Here is a 16,419-nt window from a genome sequence, read left to right on the forward strand (position 1 = left end):
CGGATCCATTGGAACAATCGGCAGTCATCTCTTGAGGAGCGGGCACGCACTTTCCTCAGGCATAGCGAAGGCTTCCTTGCCCGGAATGACCTGAACGAGCTTCTCATAATCCCAGGCCCCCTTGGACTCCGCAGGGGACTTGACCTGCACGAGATACATATCGTGGATGAGCTGACCGTCTTCGCGCAAATAAGCGTTGCGCGCAAAGAAGTCGTCGATCGGCATGTCCTTCATCTGGGCAATCACCTTGGGACCGTCGTCGGTCCCCGACTTTTCGACGGCCCTGAGATAGTTCGTCACCGCCGAATAAAGACCGGCCTGGACCATCGTCGGCCGTTTCTTGGTCTTGGCAAAGAACCGCTGCGCAAAATCACGCGTCTTGTCATCGAGATCCCAATAGAAGGCGGTCGTGAGTTGCAGTCCCTGGGCCGTCGAGAGGCCGATCGCGTGGATATCGCTGGTTTGCATCAGGAAGGCCGCGAGCTTGTGCTTGCTCGCCAGCCCGAATTCCTGTGCCTGCCGGATCGAGTTGGCGAGATCGCCGCCAGTATTTGCGAACGCCACGACGTCGGCATTCGAGCCCAGGGCCTGAAGCAGATAGGACGAGAAATCCATGCTGTTGAGGGGATGGCGCACTTCCCCGACGATGGCGCCACCGAGCTTTTCGACGGTCTTGGCTGCATCGTTACGAAGCGCGTGACCGAACGCGTAGTCGACCGTGACGAAGTACCAGCGCTTGCCGCCTTCCTTGACCAGGGCGCGCGCGGTGCTGTTGGCGAGAGCATAGGTGTTGTAGGTCCACTGCACCGAATTCGGCGAGCAGCCCTTGCCGGTCAGATCCGAGGAGCCGGCCGACGAGACCAGCATCGCCTTGTTCTTCTGCTTGGTGAGCTCGAGCACGGCGAACGCCACCGCCGAATTGGCAAAGTCGACGATAACGTCGACGTTATCCTGCTCGTACCAGCGCCGGGCGATGGTTGCGCCGACGTCCGCCTTGTTCTGATGATCGGCATCGACCATCGCAATGGGCTTTCCCGCAACTTTTCCGCCGAAATCCGCGATCGCCATGCGCACGGCTTCGACCGATCCGGGCCCGGTCGCGTCGGCGTAGAGCCCGGTTTGATCGGTCAGGACGCCGATCTTCACCGCATCGTCGGAGATTTGCGCGCGGGAAGGCGTTGCTGCGAACGCGGCCGTCAACGTTGCCGCACACGCAGCGATCCATCCAAGGGTCGATCTCATGGTTTCCTCGTTCTCCTTATTGTTAGTTGGCCTGCCTAATGGCGTTGGCTTTGTCTTGCCGCAGGTCGATGATTCCCGGATATGACTGCGGGTCTCCGTCTGCTCCCAGAAGCGAATGCTTTTGAATCTTGTTGGTCGAGGTCAGCGGCAATTCGGACACGAAGGCGATCCACGCCGGCAGCTTGAACGGCGCCAGGCGCTCGGCGCAAAAGCGAAATATCGTCTTTGCAAGGTCGTGCGATGCATTGGCGCGGTCGCCGGATATGATGAAGGCCACGACCTCTTCCTCGCGGATCGGGTCGCGCGCCGCAACGACCGCCGCTTGCTCGACCAAAGGAGACGTCGTCAGCACGCCCTCGATCTCGGCCGCCGAAATGTTCTCGCCGGCCCGCCGGATCAGATGCTTCAGCCGGTCGACGAACACGAACGCGCCGTCTTCGTGTTGCCAAGCGCTATCGCCGGTGTGAAACCAGCCGCCGCGCCAGGCGTGCTCGGTGGCTTCGGGGTCTTTGAGATAGCCGGTGAAGAAGCCCTTTCGCGGTGTTGCGGCGGAATGGCGAACGCAGAGTTCGCCGACGGAGCCCGCAGGCACTGCCTTGTCGTCGGCATCCTTGACGATCATCTCGAAGCCCGGTTCGCTGCGGCCGATCGTGTTGGTCTCCAGGTGACGCGGCTCGACCGTGTTGAAGGGGCTGCGTCCCGTTTCCGTCATGCCCCAGCCCTCGACGAAGGGGATGCCGAAGCGTTCACGGGCCTTCGTTCGTTGCTCCGGATTGGCGCCGACGCCCATCGAAAAGCGCAGCGAGTGACTCTTCTCGTCCGGCGACTCGGGCTGCGCAAGCAATGCCGCGACGATCACGCCGAGATAGTGCAGAACGTTGGCCCGGCAGGAGACGATGTCGCGCCACGCAAATTTTGCGTTGAACCGCTCGGGCAGGATCAGGCAGCCGCCGGTAAGCATCATCGCCATGGTCGTCAGCGTGAGGCCGGCCATGTGAAACAGCGGCAGCGGACTGAAGAGACGGTCCGTCCCGACATGAAAAGCCGCCTCGCCGCCGCGGCTCGCATACCAGCGGCCGGCCGTGACCACATACTCGTTCGTCAGAATGCATCCCTTCGGACGCGCTGTTGTGCCCGAGGTGTAGAGCAGCGCGGCTTCGGTATCGCTTCCCGGATTTCCTGCGAGCGGCGGCGGACGTCTGGCGAGCGGAATTCGCGACGCGCTCGCTGCCAGATTGTCGCCGGATACCGCGAGCAGAGGGACAGCTTCTGTCAGCGCCTTCCGCAATTCCTTCTGATCGTGCAGCGTGACGACGAGGTCGGGTTCGGCGTGAGAAATCACATACTCGATTTCCGCCGCGCGATAGGCCGGATTGATCGGAACGATCGAGACGCCGATCGAATTGAGCGCCAGCCAGTGAACGATGAAATCGGGCCGGTTTTCCAACAAGAGGAGGGCGCGATGCCCATGCCCGAAACCCGATGCAAGGTATCGATCGCGCAATGTGACGATCTGCCGGACCATCTGTCCATAGGACAGCTCGATGCCATCAGGGAAATAGGCGCGACCACGACGTTCGGGAATGCACAGAAATGGCTTGAACGATGCAGCGTCAGCGGTCGCCGCAAACATGCTGAACACGGTGTACATCTTGGTCGAAGCTTCCCCAGACTGGTCGCTGGCCGATGTCAACGATGCCGATCCGCCGGAAGTGCTTCGTTGAGCGCGTTGCTGCGCGATGGCCCGCAAGTTATTGCGCGGAAGCTACAAGCCGCGCTAATGCGGTGTCAAATCCATTATGAGTTTTGTAAAAACTCATATGTAGTTTGAGGTGAAAAGGAGGATCGAAAGATGAAAATGCACGTGCTGTCGGGTGGGCGCCTGCGAATGAACAAGCGCACCTACTACCCTGATGCGGAGCGGGGCGAGATGTTCGAGCTTCCGGTGTCGTGCATTCTGCTGCGGCACGCGCAAGGCAATGTGCTGTTCGACACCGGATGTCATCCTGATGTCGCGACTAATCCTGAAGCGCGGCTGGGGACGCTGGCAAAATACATGAATCCGATCATGCCGGCGGGCGACCATGTGCTGACGAGCCTGAAGGCGGTCGGTCTTGATGCTGACGATATCGACGTGGTGGTTTGTTCGCACCTGCATACGGATCATTGCGGCTGCAATGAATTCTTCAAGAAGGCGACGATCTTCGTTCACGCCCTGGAGATCGAGGCCGCGAATGCGTCCAATGCCTTCGACCGCGGATACATCAGGGCGGACTGGGACCATCCGGCGTCGTTGCAGATTGTCGACCGGCAGACGGATGTGTTCGGCGACGGAAGGCTGACGTTGATCCCGCTGCCGGGACATTCGAAAGGAACGACCGGAGCTCTCGTCAAGCTGGACCGGAGCGGTGAATTCCTGCTCGCCTCCGACGCGTTGAGCGTTCGCGCGAATCTCGATCAGCGCACGGTCCCCAAGAACACCCTGGACGCCGAACTGTTCCTGAAATCTCTGGATGAGATCGCGAAACTGGAAGCGGCCGGCGTGCAGATCATTTGCGGCCATGACGACGCACAATGGGCCAGCCTGCAAAAAGGTCAGAACGCCTACACGTGAAGCCTGGCGCGTTCGCGATTGCAGGTATTTTTCTGCGCGATATGGTATCGCCATCGCAAGAAAAGGTTCGCAAGACAAAAGAGGGAATGCGGATGTCGAAGGATGGTTTGTATGCAATCGTGACGGGCTCGGCGTCCGGCCTCGGGGCCGCGACCGCGCAGATCCTGGCCAGGGGCGGCGGGCGCGTCGTCGTCAACTATTCCAACAGCAAGAAGGAAGCGGAAGAGACCGCCGATCTGTGCCGCAGCGCCGGCGCCGAGGTCGTGGTGGTGCAGGGCGACGTGTCGCGCGACGAGGACTGCCGCAAGATTGCTGCTGCGGCGGCGTCGTGGGACAGGCTGGATGCGCTGATCAACAATGCCGGCACCACCAAGCATGTGGCGCACGACAATCTCGACGGGCTCGCGGCGGAAGATTTCCAGCGCATCTACGCGGTGAACACGATCGGGCCATTCCAGATGGTGCGTGCGACCCGCCCGCTGCTTGAAGCCGCGGCGAACGCGTCGGGGCGCGCCTCGGCGGTGGTGAATGTCTCGTCGGTCGCGGGCATCTCCGGCGTCGGCTCCTCGATCGCCTATGCCGCGAGCAAGGGCGCGCTCAACACCATGACGCTGTCGCTGTCACGTGCGCTCGCGCCGCTCATTCGCGTCAACACGGTATGTCCCGGCTATATCGATACGCCCTGGTTCACCAAGGGCCGCGGGGAAGCCGGCGCCAAGCAGGTGCGCGATGCTGTCGTGGCGAGGGTGCCGCTGAAAGTCGCCTCAACGGCGGACGATATCGCGCAGCTCGTCTGCTTCCTGGCGACGCCGGCCTCCGGCAATATGACCGGCGAGTGCGTGCGCATGGATGCGGGCATGCATCTGATTTCGTGAATCGTCGATCGCGAGAGCACCGCGTAGTGTGGGCAAAGCGCAGCGTGCCCACCCTTCTTGCACCGACCGTGGATGGTGGGCACGCTGCGCTTTGCCCACCCTACGTGCGCTCGCTCAAAGCGGCGAACGACTACCGTCTGCCGGGATCGGGAATGACGCCGCTCGCCACCAGCCGGTTCCAGATGAACAGCACCACCAGCGCGCCGATCGTGGCGGTGATGAAGCCGGCGCCCTGGTCGGGGCTGTAATGGCCGATCGCCTGACCTATCCAGGTTGCGAGGAACGCGCCGGCGATCCCGAGTACAGTGGTCAGGATGAACCCGCTCGGGTTGTTCGGTCCCGGCGAGAGGAAGCGCGCGATGATACCGGCGACAAAGCCGACGATGATGATCCACAAGATGCCGCTCATGGCGGTCGTCCTTTCCTGAAACGAGAGAGCAGCTTTGTTCGCGGCCGCAATCAGACTCGCCGCGACATTTCATCATCGCTCGGCAGTCGGCCGTCGGGCGTCAGGTGGTTGATCGCGTCGGGCAAATACTGGCTCAGGCCGCGGAGCAAGTCGTCGCGCGACAGGCCGCTTTGCGAGGAGATCTGGTCGATCTGGTCGGCACCCAGCGCATTGGCGAGATCGCCCGGCGCGACCTGCTTGTTCGGGCCGTTGCTGACCCAGGAATCGGCCTGGTCGCCGAGCCCGTTGTCCTGGAGTTGCTTGAGAAGATCGCCGAGCCCGCCGCTGAGGACCGTGCCGGCAGCACCGCCCGCGAGCAGTCCGCCAAGGCCGCCCTTGAGCAGATCGCTCAGTCCGCCGCCGGCCGGACCGCCAGGCAGACCTGCGGTGACAACATTGCCGGGCGGGGGAGCGGGTGTCGGGGTTGGAGCCGGCGCCTGCCGTGGGGCCTCGCCGGGCTGATTGGTGAAATGCTTGACCGCCTTCCAGGCCAGCAGTGCCAGGATGGCCATGGTCATTGGCGACATGCCGCCCTTGTCGGATTCGGCGCTCGGCGTGCTCGGGCCGCGCGGGCCATTCTGCATGCCGTTGAGTACGTCGAGTAAACCCATCGTTTTCTCCCGCGTATCTGCCCCGCGCCGAAAACATAACGGGGGCCCATGACGGTTACAAGGCACGGCCGCAGTCTGGCTTCGGTTCGGTAGGCACAAAATGCCAACTCTGCTATCGATTATGGTCGCGGGGTTGAACGGCGGATGAATGCTTTGGATCGACCGATCGGGATCGCCGGAGCCGGCAGCATCGGCTGCTTTGTCGGTGGCATGCTGGCAGCCAGCGGCCGCAAGGTGGCGCTGCTGGCACGGCCGCGCGTGGTCGATGAGATCAGGGGTAACGGGCTGCGGCTGACTGGCTTCGAAGGGTCGGAGCAAAGGCTCGCCGCGAACGCGATCACGCTGTCGGACGATCCCTCGATTTTTAACGACGCCGGCGTGGTGCTGGTCACGGTCAAGAGCGCGGATACCGCAGACATGGCCGACATCATCCTGACATACGCGCCTGCAGATGCGATCGTTGTCAGCCTGCAGAACGGCGTCGGCAATGTCGCCGTGTTGCGCCAGCGCTTGCCGGGACGGCAGGTCTTGGGGGGCATGGTGCCGTTCAACGTGGTCTCGCTTGGCGAAGGCAGATTCCATCGCTCGACCTCGGGCGCGATCGTCGTCGAACAGGATGCGGCGGGCACCGCGCAACGATTGTCGGTGCAGGGCCTTGCGATGCGCGCCACCGACAATATCGACGGCGTGCAGTGGGGCAAGCTGATCGTCAATCTCAACAACGCGCTGAATGCGCTGTCCGACATCCCGCTGCGCCGGCAGCTCGCGCAGCGAAGCTGGCGAATGCTGTTCGCCGACCAGATGGCGGAGGGGCTCGCCGCGATCAAGGCGGAAGGCATCAGGCCGGTGTCGCCGACGCCGATCTCTGCCGGCCTGATGCCGCCGCTGTTGCGGCTGCCCGATGTGATCTTCGAGGCGCTGCTCGGGCGCACCATGAAGATCGATCCGGAGGCGCGCTCCTCGATGTGGGAGGATCTTGCGCGCGGGCGCCGCACCGAGATCGATTATCTGCAAGGCGTCATCACAGAGATCGCCGACCGGCGCGGGCTGGAGGCGCCGCTGTCGCGGCGCATCGTCGAGCTGGTCAAGCAGGCCGAGGTGGCGGGCAAAGGCTCGCCCGGGCTGACGCCGGAGCAGATTCGCGGCTGATGCCTTGAAAAGGCGCCGATCCCGCGCGAACTACAGTGCGGACACAATGGGGAAGGATCGATGAAACGCATCTCCGCGGTACCGTGGTCGGTTGCGGCCCTGGCTTTAGGTGTGGTCGCGCCCTCGCATGCAGCGCTGCCGACGGTCGTCCCCTCGCCGGGCTATGACGCGCGATTGCAGGAGAGCCGCGCGGCATCGTCGGCGCCGGCCTTCGAGCCGTCTACGCCCGTCCCCAAGCCCGTCCTGCCGCGCCGCCCCAGGCGAACCCATCCGCGCTAGCCCCCTGATGCCGATGCGGTTCTTCATGAGGTTTTTCCTCGCGCTGTGCCTGTGTCTCGGTGCAGCCGTGGGCGCGGAGGCCGCCGATTACGCCGGCGCGATCTCCGCCTATCGTCGCACGCACGGCTTGGCGGCGGTGAAGCTGGACGCAAAGCTGAGCGCGATGGCGTTGAGGCAGGCGCAAGCCATGGCGGCGACCGGTGCGGTCAGCCATTCCGCCGGCGGCAGCTTCTTCACCCGCGTGCGGCCGTTGCGGAAATCGCGCGCGGCGGAAAATATCGGCGCCGGATATCTGACCTTTGCCGAAATGCTCAAGCAATGGGAGCAATCGGCCGGCCATCGCGAGAACCTGCTGATGCAAGGCGCCCGTCGCGTCGGCGTTGCCGCGGTCGACAATCCGAAATCGCCTTACCGGAAATTCTGGGCGATGGTGATCACGGATTAGATTCGCTGATCGCAGCCTCGTAGCGCGAGAGCATCAGCTACGCTGTTTCGCCTTGGTGGACGGCGCCGGCGGCTGCGCGTTGAAAATCTTCTTGAACTCGTTCCAGCTCTCGGAAAGCCGCGGCCACTCGCAAGAGAACGCGTTCTTGGCGCATTTGGCGGCTCTGATGCGTTCGGCCTGCTTGACCGGGCTTGCCACCGGCACCGGCACCCGCGTCGTCTCGGTCCGCAACGTTACCTTCTGGATGCTCGGCGGCGCGGGCAGTTGCATTGGCGGCTGCGCCTGCGCTTCCGCTTCCTGCTGCTGCCTTAGGGCCAGCGCCGCGGTCATATTCTCGCGACGCTGCTTTTCCAGATAGCGTGCATATTCCTGGTCGATCTTCTTCTGCTCTTCCGGCGTGGGGTTTGGGCCGGAGATGTCGAATGAGCGATCCTGCAGGAAGTCGTAATAAGTGTAGCCGCCACCCGCCTTGCGGCGGCCGGCGAATTTCGCGTTGCATTCGGCGAGCTGCGACGTCTTTTCCTGCTTCGTCTTCGCCTTCTCGGCGACATCAGCGCATTCCTCGAAATCCCTTGGGGTGCCGCGCCACCACTGCGCGTCGACGCGCGCAGGTGCAAGCACGGCTGCACCGGCGACGGCAACACTGAGCATCAACAAACGCGAGGCGATCACAGAGGCATTCCCGGCCAGATTCGAACCAGCGAGAGAGTTGGGCGGATTGTCGTCATTTTGATGGCGCTTGTCACGGCGGAACCGCGAGTCCACAGGGTATCTGCGGCGCTCAGTGACGTACGGTCATGTCCCGCTTCGACTAAAATTTTCAAGAAATTTCAAGGCGAAGGGACAACATACACGCCCGACTGCCCCCGGCGGGGGCGGCGACAGCGCCGGGCCGTCGCCGCCGTTCACGCTGGTGGAGTGGAAAAGTTCCTTCAGCCGGCGCGTGTGCACCGACCTCCCCCGCAAGCGAGGGAGGTCGAGAGTTCCTATTCCATGACGCTTGCAAAGCGCATCCACTTTGCAATCGAATCGATCGGCGTGTTGCCGCTCATCCGCAGTGGGCTCTGGTTCGGATGGAACCCGCGCGACAGCGCGGAATCGGGATCCGCCAGGAGGACGCCGATGAAGGTCGAGGCGACCAGGAAGCTGCCGACCTCGCCCAGCCGGTTGCCGCCGCCGGCTTCCGCCTCGGCCAAGGTGTAGAACCACAGCGGCGTCCGCTCCGCGAATTTCGACTGCGAATTCTTGAGGAAGTCGCGCAGTGTCGGCTTGGCGCTGAAAATGGCCGATACGTCGGTAATCGGGGCCGATTGAACAGCGCCAGTCTGCTTGAGGTGACTGTGAAGGGCCTGGCCGGTCGGAAGCCTGAGATTGTATCCGCGGCGAAGGTTACGGCGTGCGAGACTCTTGAACAGCGCCTTCAGTTGCGGATTGGTCTCGTCGTTGCCTTCCTTGACCATCTCGTTCAGCGGCGGAGCCAGCGCGGTGTCGATCTTGCGGGCGACGCGCGGCGGTGCAGAAGCATCGACAAAGCGCGTCCAGTCGATGACCCAGATCTTCGGGAGGCGTTTGCTGGTGTCGATGGCGCCACCGCCGCCGGTGAACTGGAACAGTTGGTCAAGGGTCGCTCTTGGAGCGAATCCTGCTTCAAGCCCGAAGTTCTTGTTGAAGTCGTAGGCGCCGCGAACCATCGAATGGCCGAAGCGGTAAGCGGCCACGGAGAATTCGAGCGGCAGCGCGTTGCCGAGCCTGGTGTTCTGCCGCCGCGAATCGAACTCGGCCCTGAACTTGAAGAAATGCGAAGCCCGGTCCTGGATGACGCGGTTCACCACAGCCGGATCGCAAACGCCCTTCAGGTAGCCTTCGACGGCCAGCCACTGGTAGTGCAGCCGCGTCAACGTCTGGGCCGATGCAAAATCCGGTATCCAGCCGGTGTCATGGCTTTCGAGGAAGTCGATGGCCCTGTTGTGAAACCGGAGGAAGCTCAGGTGAAACTGCGCGACGACGAGGTTTTCGTCGTTGCGCGTGTCTCCGATCAGCGCACGCTGTGGCAACGTGTCCGAGAACTTTGCGAATTCCGACGGCGACAGCGACGCCTGGGCAACGCGCAAGGCTGCATTGCGGACCGCAGGCTGAACCTGGACGTATCGGGGCAGGTCGCGATGCTGGTCCAATCCGTCCGGCAGTGGAGCCGGATCGACCGACGTTCCAACGCGCATCTTGTTGCGAAGCGTCGGATGGCGCAGGCCCGATATGACGGTCGCGACGTCCGCGGTGATGTCGGGACCGACCGGCGAACCGCCATAGACGCTGTCGAGATCGAACCGCGGCGTGCGCGCGTTTCTCAAGCTGCTTTCGACGGTCGAAGACGGCACCGGTGGATGCGCATTCTGGACACTGCTGATCGCCGTCTCGCGATCGGTGCGTGCGGTCAGTTCATGGTCGAGGAACTGGCCCCAATAGGTCAGCACCGGCGGCATGTTTGAATCGGCACCGCCGGGTCCGGCCGCCTCGATCATGAGATTGCCGAGCCCGTCGAGCTCGTTCACCGTCGTCTGCGATTCAGGCAGGTAATTTTCCGGCGCATCGAGCGGCGGCACGAAATAGCCGAAGTCGGCCTGCTCATCGACCGCGATATCCGGCACCGCTGGTGGTGCGGCACGTGCGATCGCACGTGCTGTAAGGGGGCTCGGACCTTTGGCTTTTTCGCGGCCGCTGTGGGATTGGAACAGGATCGTCATCGCAAATCCTCCAGATGATCCACCCGGGGCGCGATCTTTTTGTCTCGGTTGCTATATTGTCAACGAACAATCTTAGGTCATTATGCCTCAGCGGAGTGTGGTGCAGTTCATAGAAATTCTCCGGAAACTGTTTTCCATCGTTCGTGCAACCGATGATCAGGGGAGCAGCGTTGCGATGAATGGCGGTGCCTCGCGGCACAGAACGCACTATTGACGACTTGATGCGTACGAGTGCGCAGCTAAGTGACCTCAGGCGGCCCTCACGGTTGCGAGGAATTTTGACACTTCATTCCGCAACAGCTCCGACTGCCGCGACAATTCGCCCGCCGCATCGAGCACGTTCGATGCGCTACCGCCGCTCTCCTCGGCGGCATGCATGACGTCCTCGATATTCCTCGACACGTCCTTGGTGCCGACGGCCGCCTGCTGGATGTTTCGCGAGATCTCGCTGGTGGCGGCGCCCTGCTGCTCGACGGCGGAGGCGATCGCGGTCGACACTTCGCCCATCGAGCGGATCACGCCGACGATATCGCCGATGGCGTTTGCCGACTCTGTGGTCGATTGCTGCATGTCGCCGATTTGCGCGGCGATGTCGGCGGTCGCCTTGGCGGTCTGCTCGGCGAGCGACTTGACCTCCTGCGCGACCACGGCAAAGCCGCGTCCGGCGTCGCCGGCGCGCGCCGCCTCGATGGTGGCGTTGAGCGCGAGCAGGTTGGTCTGGCCGGCAATGTCGGTGATGAGACCGACGATGGTGCCGATCTGCTGCGCGGCGGCCGAGAGCTTTTGCATCTTGTCGCCGGCGGCATTGATTGCCGCGGTCGCCTCGGTCGCGATACGGGCCGAATCGGTGACGCGCTCGCCGATCTCGCGGATCGAACCGGTAAGTTGCTCGACCGCCGCGGCGACCGCGTTGACATTCGTGGTCGCCTCGCGCGAGGCGGCCGTGACCAGGCCCGATTTCGCGGAGGTGCGGTCGGTCGCGCCCTGCAGCGATTGCGCCGCCGCCTGCAGCTCGGTGGAGGCGGAGGCGACGATGTCGACCACGCCGCCGATCGCGGTCTCGAAATTCGTCGCCAGCCGGTCCAGCGTCTGCCGCCGGTCGCGGCGGTCGGCATCGGTATAGACCGCAATCGCAATATCCATGTCGAGCAGCGCGGCATTGATGATCGCACGCTGCATCGCGGCCTGCTTCGCCGCCGAGCCGCGGCTCAGCATGCGCACCGGCATGCGGATCGCGACCTCGCTGACGAGATCCGACAGCAGCGCATTGTAGCCGCCGATATACCAGCTCGGTTCGAGGCCGAGTTTATTGTGTATCTCGCCGATCCGCGTCACGGATGCTTCATAGTCGGCGTCAAAGCGCCCCTCCAGGATGATGGACCAATGCTTCATCTGCATCTGCTTGGCATGCATCATGTGCTCGCGGCTGCGGAAGAAGCGCGCGGTCTCTGCGAAGCGGCCGACGTGATCGTAGAAGCGGTCAAGGATTCCAGGCAGCGCGTCGATGACGAGGCTGCGCGCCTCGCGCAACAAGGCAGTGGTCTGATGGTCGATGCGATGGAAGGCGAGACGGGTGGCAAAGCTGCCGGCGCTATTCACAGAGTGCTCCGGGTAGAGGAGGGCGAGGGAAAGGGGTGATATGCGGCCAGAAGCGGCCACAAATCATTGTCGCCTGATTCGACGTCATCGACCTTGATCTGGCTCAAGCAAGCCTCGTTGGCCGGTTAACTTGTTGTTCACATCTGGTGCACGCCTGGTCTTGGAGCGGCCTTCGACCAGGTGCGGACAGTGGGCGCCGGAACCCTTGTCTCAAGCGGGTCATCCGCGAGCGGCGCCGACCGCCGCGGAGTCTGGCGATCGGGCTTTCAGTCTGCTATGAGGTGCCGAAACTCCGAGAGAGGGGTTCGCGGTCCCGTAGCTCAGCCGGATAGAGCGGCGGTTTCCTAAACCGTAGGTCGGAAGTTCGAGTCTTCCCGGGATCGCCATTCTTGCCGATGCAGGAAACCCGACAAGGACGCCATTCCTCGAAACACGCGCCCGGTTCGGCGGCGGGAAAGTTGGATTGCGGCCCCTCTCCGGTCGAATCACTCAGACCTGCCGTTCCGGCAGACGCAGTACCAGCCCATCGAGTTCGGGCGTCATCCTGATCTGGCAGGATAGGCGGCTGCTCGGCAGACGGTCGCAAGCCGTACCGTCGAGCAGGGCGTCTTCCTCGTCGCCCATCGAGGGGAGGCGCGCAAGCCAGCCATCGTCGACATAGACATGGCAAGTGGCGCACATGGCGTTGCCGCCGCATTCGGCCAGAATGCCATCCAGTCCGTGACGGGTCGCGGCCTGCATGGCGCTCTCGCCGTCGCTGGTCTCGATCCGATCGCTTCGGCCATTGGGATGAATGAAGATGATTGCCGTCATCGCCTCTCTCGTCATGCCGGAGTGATCGTGACGGGTAGGCTGTCGAGCCCGCGCAGCGTGTTGTTGAAGCGGCGCTTCGGCTCGCCCGTGATCTCGATTGTCGCGACGCGGCGCGCCAAGGCCGACAGCATCACCTCGCCTTCGAGGCGCGCAACGAGCTGGCCGACGCACATGTGGATGCCGGAGCCGAAGCCGACATGGCTGCTGGTGCGCCGATTGATGTCGTAGCTGTCAGGCTTGTCCCAACGCCTTGGATCGCGATTGGCCGCGCCGAGGAACATCAGCACCTTCTCGCCTTCGCCGACCACAGCTCCGCCGAGTTCGACCTCTCTCGTCGTGGTGCGGAAGAAGGTCTGAACCGGACTTTCGAAACGCACCGCCTCCTCGAAGGCGTTGCGCGCCAGCGTCCGATTGTCGCGCAAGAGCTGCCATTGATCCGGAAAGCGGGCCAGGCAATAGATCGCCGCACCGAGGCCGTTGACGGTGGTATCGAGACCGGCGGACAGCAGCGAGCGCACCAGGAGCGGCGCCTCCGCGGCGGTGATCTCGCCTTCATCGACGCGCGCGTGGATGCAGGCGCCGAAGCCGCCAGGGGCGAGGTTTTCGCGCTGGCATTGCTCGGCGATGTAGGTCTGGTGCGGCGCCGAACGTTCGATCGCCTCCTGACGCAGTTGGTTCGGCGGACCGAACGCATTGAACACCAGGCTGGCATAGGGCAGCAGATGCTCGCGGCCCTCGGCCTTCAGCCCAAGCGCATCCGGGAACACCGAGAGCGGATAGGCTTCCGCAAGATCCTCGATCGCATCGAAACTGCGCTTGTCCAACAGCGTGTCGACCCTTGCTTCGGCGGCCGCGGTGAAGCGGTCGCGTACCTGCTTCATGACGCTCGGGGACAGCACGCGGCTGAGCACGGCCCGCGTGCGGGTATGGGCGGGCGGATCGGCTTCGAGAATCAGGCTCGGCGGCCGCCACGGCTTTTCCTTCTTGAAATCGCTCAAGCCCACGCCGCGGCTGGAGCAGAAGGTCAGGGGATCGTTCAGCACCGCATGGACTTCGGCGTAGCGTGCAACGCCGTAGACGTTCCACTTGTCCAGATACACGACCGGGCCGGTTTCCCGCAGGACCTCATGGGTCGGGAATGGGTCGGCGAAGAACTCGATCGCAAAAGGGTCAACGTCCAGATGCGGAACGGCGCTGGTCGTGGAAGAGGGGCCGAGTGCACTCATTCAAGTCCTCCTTCATCTTGCCTGCCCCTATCGCATCAGCCGGAATTTTCCACCTTCTACCTTTATGAGAAAGGCGGACCGCTCATCGTAGCCGTTGTGGTCGGTCGGTGACATGGTGGACAGGCCGTTGTTCAAATAGACGTCCTTGCCGCGCTCGAGCTCATCGCGCAGCGCAGCCCGGAATTCCGGCGTACCCGGCTTGGCGGTCTTCAAGGCGTTTGCCGCCGCCCTCTTGAACAGTGCGACAGCATCCCACAAATGCGCGGCGAAGATGTTCGGCTTCTGTCCGTTGGCCTTTTCGTAGGCAGCGACAAACTCGTCTCGCGCCAGGCGGAACGGATCGTTCGCCGGCAGATCCTCGGCGATCGTGAACGCTTCCCCCGTAAACACAGCGCCTTCGACATTGGCGCCACCGAGCTTGATGAATTCTTCCGTCGCGACGCCGTGGGTCTGGAAGATCTTGCCGGCATAGCCGCGCTCGCGAAGCGCTTGCTGGGGCAATACGGCCGGCGTGCCTGCGGATGCGACGAACACCGCCTCCGGACTGGTCGCCATCACTTTCAAGGCCTGGCCCGTCACGCTGGTGTCGGCGCGCGCGTAAACTTCATGCGTCGTCACCGTCAGGCCAAGCGTCGGAGCGAGCCGGCTGACTTCCTTGTAATAGCCCTCGCCATATCCATCGGAGACCCCGATATAGCCGAGCGTCTTGATCCCCGACTTCGCGATATATTTGAGGATGGCCGCCGCCATCAGGTCATCGTTCGGCACCACCTTGAACGCCCATTTGCGGCGGTCGTCCACCGGCTGGACGATGGCGGTCGCCGCCGCCAGCGAAATGATCGGGGTCTTCGATTCCATGGCGATGTCGAGCATCGGCATCGTCACGGGCGTCAGCGACGATCCGATCAGGATATCGACGCCGTCCTGGATCACCAGGCGCCGGGCGTTCTGGACGCCCTTGGTGGGATCAGATTCATCGTCGAGCGGGATGTAGACGACTTTTTCGCCGCCGATCTCCTTCGGCAGCGCGGCGACCGTTCGCATCTGCGGTTGCCCGAGCGCCGAACCCGGTCCGGACGCGGAGACAACGATCCCGACCTTGATGTCCGCATTCGCGTCCGAGGCGCAGAGAACCGCGGTCACGACGATCCAAAGCCCGGCAAGGCCCAGCCTCATTGTAGTCCCTCCCGCAAGAATTCTTTCTTCAATGCGCGCGGGAATACGCCGAGGACATCAGCGATGCCTGCGCTTCATAATTATTGCCTGCCGAGCGGTGTGCGTCTGTCCCCCTGATTGGTGACAGATGCCGGCTCAAAGGGGTGGCGAGACACCGTACGAGACCGCTTCAAACCTTTGGATGTTGCTGATAGGTTTAAAGAAAAATTCGGAGGAAGCGATGGGGTCGGCAGCGATGGAACCGGGAGATTCGTCAAGCGTCCTTGCACCGATGGTGCTTGCCATCGGTCGAACGTCGTTCTCGCATGTGCTGATGGATACGGTTCGAGCCGTGGCCGGTGTCGGCCATTGCATGGTGTTTGCCTTCGAGACGGAACGAACGGCGCGCTGCGCACTGGGAATCGGAAATATTGGCATCGGGCCGGACCTCGGCGTGGCGTATTCCGAGGACTTTCATCTGGCCGATCCGAACCGGGAGACGATCCTGCATCAGCGATCAGCGCCGAGCCCGATCGTCCTGCCCAGCTTCTCCCGTCGCATGTACAGCGACAGCTATCGGAAGATATTTTTCGAGGACGCGGAGATCGTCGACAAGATCGCCGCCGCGATCTGGGTCGACAGCGCCTGCTTCTACGTGAACTTCTACCGGACCGCCGAGCAGGGCCGGTTTACCCGCAACCAAGCCGCGCGTCTCTGCAACATCGCGCCAGCCATCACCGCGATCGTGGCGCGTCATTGCCAGGAGGAGATTGTCGCAGAGGCGCCGACAAAACTGCAGACGCTGTTTTCGACCCGCGAGCCGTTCCTCAAACTGACCGGCCGGGAGAAGGACGTCTGCCTGCGGATCCTGTCGGGCTATGGATCCGAGGCGATCGCGGCGGATCTCGGCATCAGCCTGCACTCGACCTTCACCTATCGCAAGCGAGCCTATGAGAAGCTCGGCATCTCCTCGCAAAACGAACTGTTCAGCATCGCATTGCACCTGATGGCGCTGCCCCGCTCCGCGCATTAGCGCGCGATGTCATGTTCACCTCTCCCTACGCAGGGCTATCGCATATGGCGATTTGGTGGCTGCGAACGAGGCGAGCCTCATGGTTCTCCGAGCGATGCGGAGCATCGTCCGGAGACGCGCCGCAAGCGGCGCTCCTCACCATGAGGGTCTAAGATCGATCCCGCCGCGAAATCAGACCTCATCCTGAGG

The 16,419-nt window shown here is 63.0% G+C and carries 16 protein-coding genes and 1 tRNA gene; 7 read left to right on the forward strand and 10 right to left on the reverse strand.

The annotated features are described in order from the left end of the window. Nucleotides 1-24: 24 nt before the first annotated feature. Nucleotides 25-1,242: an ABC transporter substrate-binding protein gene (locus tag ACVJGD_RS30980; RefSeq protein ID WP_456637774.1), complete on the reverse strand. Its 1,218-nt coding sequence runs from the start codon at nt 1,240-1,242 to the stop codon at nt 25-27. A gap of 22 nt (nt 1,243-1,264) precedes the next feature. Further along, nucleotides 1,265-2,935 carry an AMP-binding protein gene (locus tag ACVJGD_RS30985; RefSeq protein WP_456637775.1) on the reverse strand — a complete coding sequence of 557 codons (1,671 nt, stop codon included), beginning with the start codon at nt 2,933-2,935 and terminating at the stop codon, nt 1,265-1,267. 159 nt (nt 2,936-3,094) lie between these two features. Here ACVJGD_RS30985 and ACVJGD_RS30990 point away from each other — a divergent pair, with 159 nt between their 5' ends. Both ACVJGD_RS30990 and ACVJGD_RS30995 read left to right on the forward strand, forming a co-directional pair. Then, the gene (locus ACVJGD_RS30990) at nt 3,095-3,856 is read left to right on the forward strand and encodes an N-acyl homoserine lactonase family protein (protein ID WP_456637776.1); all 762 of its coding nucleotides are present in this window, start codon (nt 3,095-3,097) and stop codon (nt 3,854-3,856) included. Nucleotides 3,857-3,948: 92 nt separating this feature from the next. After that, nucleotides 3,949-4,731 (forward strand): SDR family NAD(P)-dependent oxidoreductase, encoded by a 783-nt coding sequence (locus tag ACVJGD_RS30995; RefSeq protein ID WP_456637777.1) that lies wholly within the window; start codon nt 3,949-3,951, stop codon nt 4,729-4,731. A 130-nt stretch (nt 4,732-4,861) separates the two neighbouring features. On the opposite strand, the gene ACVJGD_RS31000 is transcribed toward ACVJGD_RS30995, so the two are convergent. Continuing rightward, the gene (locus tag ACVJGD_RS31000; protein WP_130583799.1) at nt 4,862-5,140 is read right to left on the reverse strand and encodes a GlsB/YeaQ/YmgE family stress response membrane protein; all 279 of its coding nucleotides are present in this window, start codon (nt 5,138-5,140) and stop codon (nt 4,862-4,864) included. Between the two features lie 50 nt (nt 5,141-5,190). Continuing rightward, nucleotides 5,191-5,790, reverse strand: coding sequence for a YidB family protein (locus ACVJGD_RS31005; protein WP_456637778.1), 600 nt, complete (start codon nt 5,788-5,790; stop codon nt 5,191-5,193). A gap of 144 nt (nt 5,791-5,934) precedes the next feature. Here ACVJGD_RS31005 and ACVJGD_RS31010 point away from each other — a divergent pair, with 144 nt between their 5' ends. The 3 genes from ACVJGD_RS31010 to ACVJGD_RS31020 are packed head-to-tail and all read left to right on the forward strand — an operon-like array spanning nt 5,935 to nt 7,663. Next, a complete protein-coding gene (locus ACVJGD_RS31010) occupies nt 5,935-6,939 on the forward strand; it encodes a 2-dehydropantoate 2-reductase (protein ID WP_456637779.1) in 1,005 nt (334 codons plus the stop codon). Nucleotides 6,940-6,999: 60 nt separating this feature from the next. Beyond that, complete coding sequence (locus ACVJGD_RS31015) at nt 7,000-7,218, forward strand: hypothetical protein (RefSeq protein ID WP_456637780.1); 219 nt, start codon at nt 7,000-7,002, stop codon at nt 7,216-7,218. A 25-nt stretch (nt 7,219-7,243) separates the two neighbouring features. Beyond that, nucleotides 7,244-7,663, forward strand: a complete 420-nt coding sequence (locus ACVJGD_RS31020; RefSeq protein ID WP_456637781.1) for a CAP domain-containing protein — start codon at nt 7,244-7,246, stop codon at nt 7,661-7,663. A 33-nt stretch (nt 7,664-7,696) separates the two neighbouring features. Here the strand turns inward: ACVJGD_RS31020 and ACVJGD_RS31025 are convergent, their stop codons facing one another. The 3 genes from ACVJGD_RS31025 to ACVJGD_RS31035 form a co-directional block, all read right to left on the reverse strand. Beyond that, nucleotides 7,697-8,314, reverse strand: coding sequence for a hypothetical protein (locus ACVJGD_RS31025; RefSeq protein ID WP_456640430.1), 618 nt, complete (start codon nt 8,312-8,314; stop codon nt 7,697-7,699). Nucleotides 8,315-8,649: 335 nt separating this feature from the next. Continuing rightward, entirely contained in the window at nt 8,650-10,404 is a 1,755-nt protein-coding gene (locus ACVJGD_RS31030) for a peroxidase family protein (RefSeq protein WP_456637782.1), read from the reverse strand. A 249-nt stretch (nt 10,405-10,653) separates the two neighbouring features. Then, the gene (locus tag ACVJGD_RS31035) at nt 10,654-12,003 is read right to left on the reverse strand and encodes a protoglobin domain-containing protein (RefSeq protein WP_456637783.1); all 1,350 of its coding nucleotides are present in this window, start codon (nt 12,001-12,003) and stop codon (nt 10,654-10,656) included. A 309-nt stretch (nt 12,004-12,312) separates the two neighbouring features. Here ACVJGD_RS31035 and ACVJGD_RS31040 point away from each other — a divergent pair. Next, nucleotides 12,313-12,389, forward strand: a tRNA-Arg gene (locus ACVJGD_RS31040). 103 nt (nt 12,390-12,492) lie between these two features. Here the strand turns inward: ACVJGD_RS31040 and ACVJGD_RS31045 are convergent. Genes ACVJGD_RS31045 through ACVJGD_RS31055 form a run of 3 tightly spaced genes read right to left on the reverse strand, consistent with a single transcriptional unit; the run spans nt 12,493 to nt 15,218 of the window. Further along, on the reverse strand, nt 12,493-12,816 hold the full coding sequence (locus tag ACVJGD_RS31045; protein WP_456637784.1) for a 2Fe-2S iron-sulfur cluster-binding protein: 324 nt from the start codon (nt 12,814-12,816) through the stop codon (nt 12,493-12,495). A gap of 11 nt (nt 12,817-12,827) precedes the next feature. Further along, a complete protein-coding gene (locus tag ACVJGD_RS31050; protein WP_456637785.1) occupies nt 12,828-14,042 on the reverse strand; it encodes a cytochrome P450 in 1,215 nt (404 codons plus the stop codon). Nucleotides 14,043-14,069: 27 nt separating this feature from the next. Next, nucleotides 14,070-15,218: an ABC transporter substrate-binding protein gene (locus ACVJGD_RS31055; protein WP_456637786.1), complete on the reverse strand. Its 1,149-nt coding sequence runs from the start codon at nt 15,216-15,218 to the stop codon at nt 14,070-14,072. Between the two features lie 220 nt (nt 15,219-15,438). Here ACVJGD_RS31055 and ACVJGD_RS31060 point away from each other — a divergent pair, with 220 nt between their 5' ends. Then, the gene (locus ACVJGD_RS31060) at nt 15,439-16,230 is read left to right on the forward strand and encodes a helix-turn-helix transcriptional regulator (protein WP_456637787.1); all 792 of its coding nucleotides are present in this window, start codon (nt 15,439-15,441) and stop codon (nt 16,228-16,230) included. Nucleotides 16,231-16,419 lie beyond the last annotated feature (189 nt).

Source organism: Bradyrhizobium sp. USDA 10063, assembly GCF_054063735.1.

What these genes read in the sequence shown, in the direction of transcription:
- ACVJGD_RS31045 (WP_456637784.1), bottom strand. Translation starts at nt 12,816, where the DNA reads ATGACGGCAATCATCTTCATTCATCCCAATGGCCGAAGCGATCGGATC.
- ACVJGD_RS31055 (WP_456637786.1), bottom strand. Translation starts at nt 15,218, where the DNA reads ATGAGGCTGGGCCTTGCCGGGCTTTGGATCGTCGTGACCGCGGTTCTC.
- ACVJGD_RS31050 (WP_456637785.1), bottom strand. Translation starts at nt 14,042, where the DNA reads ATGAGTGCACTCGGCCCCTCTTCCACGACCAGCGCCGTTCCGCATCTG.
- ACVJGD_RS30995 (WP_456637777.1), top strand. Translation starts at nt 3,949, where the DNA reads ATGTCGAAGGATGGTTTGTATGCAATCGTGACGGGCTCGGCGTCCGGC.
- ACVJGD_RS31025 (WP_456640430.1), bottom strand. Translation starts at nt 8,314, where the DNA reads ATGCTCAGTGTTGCCGTCGCCGGTGCAGCCGTGCTTGCACCTGCGCGC.
- ACVJGD_RS31015 (WP_456637780.1), top strand. Translation starts at nt 7,000, where the DNA reads ATGAAACGCATCTCCGCGGTACCGTGGTCGGTTGCGGCCCTGGCTTTA.
- ACVJGD_RS30980 (WP_456637774.1), bottom strand. Translation starts at nt 1,242, where the DNA reads ATGAGATCGACCCTTGGATGGATCGCTGCGTGTGCGGCAACGTTGACG.
- ACVJGD_RS31010 (WP_456637779.1), top strand. Translation starts at nt 5,935, where the DNA reads ATGAATGCTTTGGATCGACCGATCGGGATCGCCGGAGCCGGCAGCATC.
- ACVJGD_RS31060 (WP_456637787.1), top strand. Translation starts at nt 15,439, where the DNA reads ATGGGGTCGGCAGCGATGGAACCGGGAGATTCGTCAAGCGTCCTTGCA.
- ACVJGD_RS31005 (WP_456637778.1), bottom strand. Translation starts at nt 5,790, where the DNA reads ATGGGTTTACTCGACGTACTCAACGGCATGCAGAATGGCCCGCGCGGC.
- ACVJGD_RS31030 (WP_456637782.1), bottom strand. Translation starts at nt 10,404, where the DNA reads ATGACGATCCTGTTCCAATCCCACAGCGGCCGCGAAAAAGCCAAAGGT.
- ACVJGD_RS30990 (WP_456637776.1), top strand. Translation starts at nt 3,095, where the DNA reads ATGAAAATGCACGTGCTGTCGGGTGGGCGCCTGCGAATGAACAAGCGC.
- ACVJGD_RS31000 (WP_130583799.1), bottom strand. Translation starts at nt 5,140, where the DNA reads ATGAGCGGCATCTTGTGGATCATCATCGTCGGCTTTGTCGCCGGTATC.
- ACVJGD_RS31020 (WP_456637781.1), top strand. Translation starts at nt 7,244, where the DNA reads ATGAGGTTTTTCCTCGCGCTGTGCCTGTGTCTCGGTGCAGCCGTGGGC.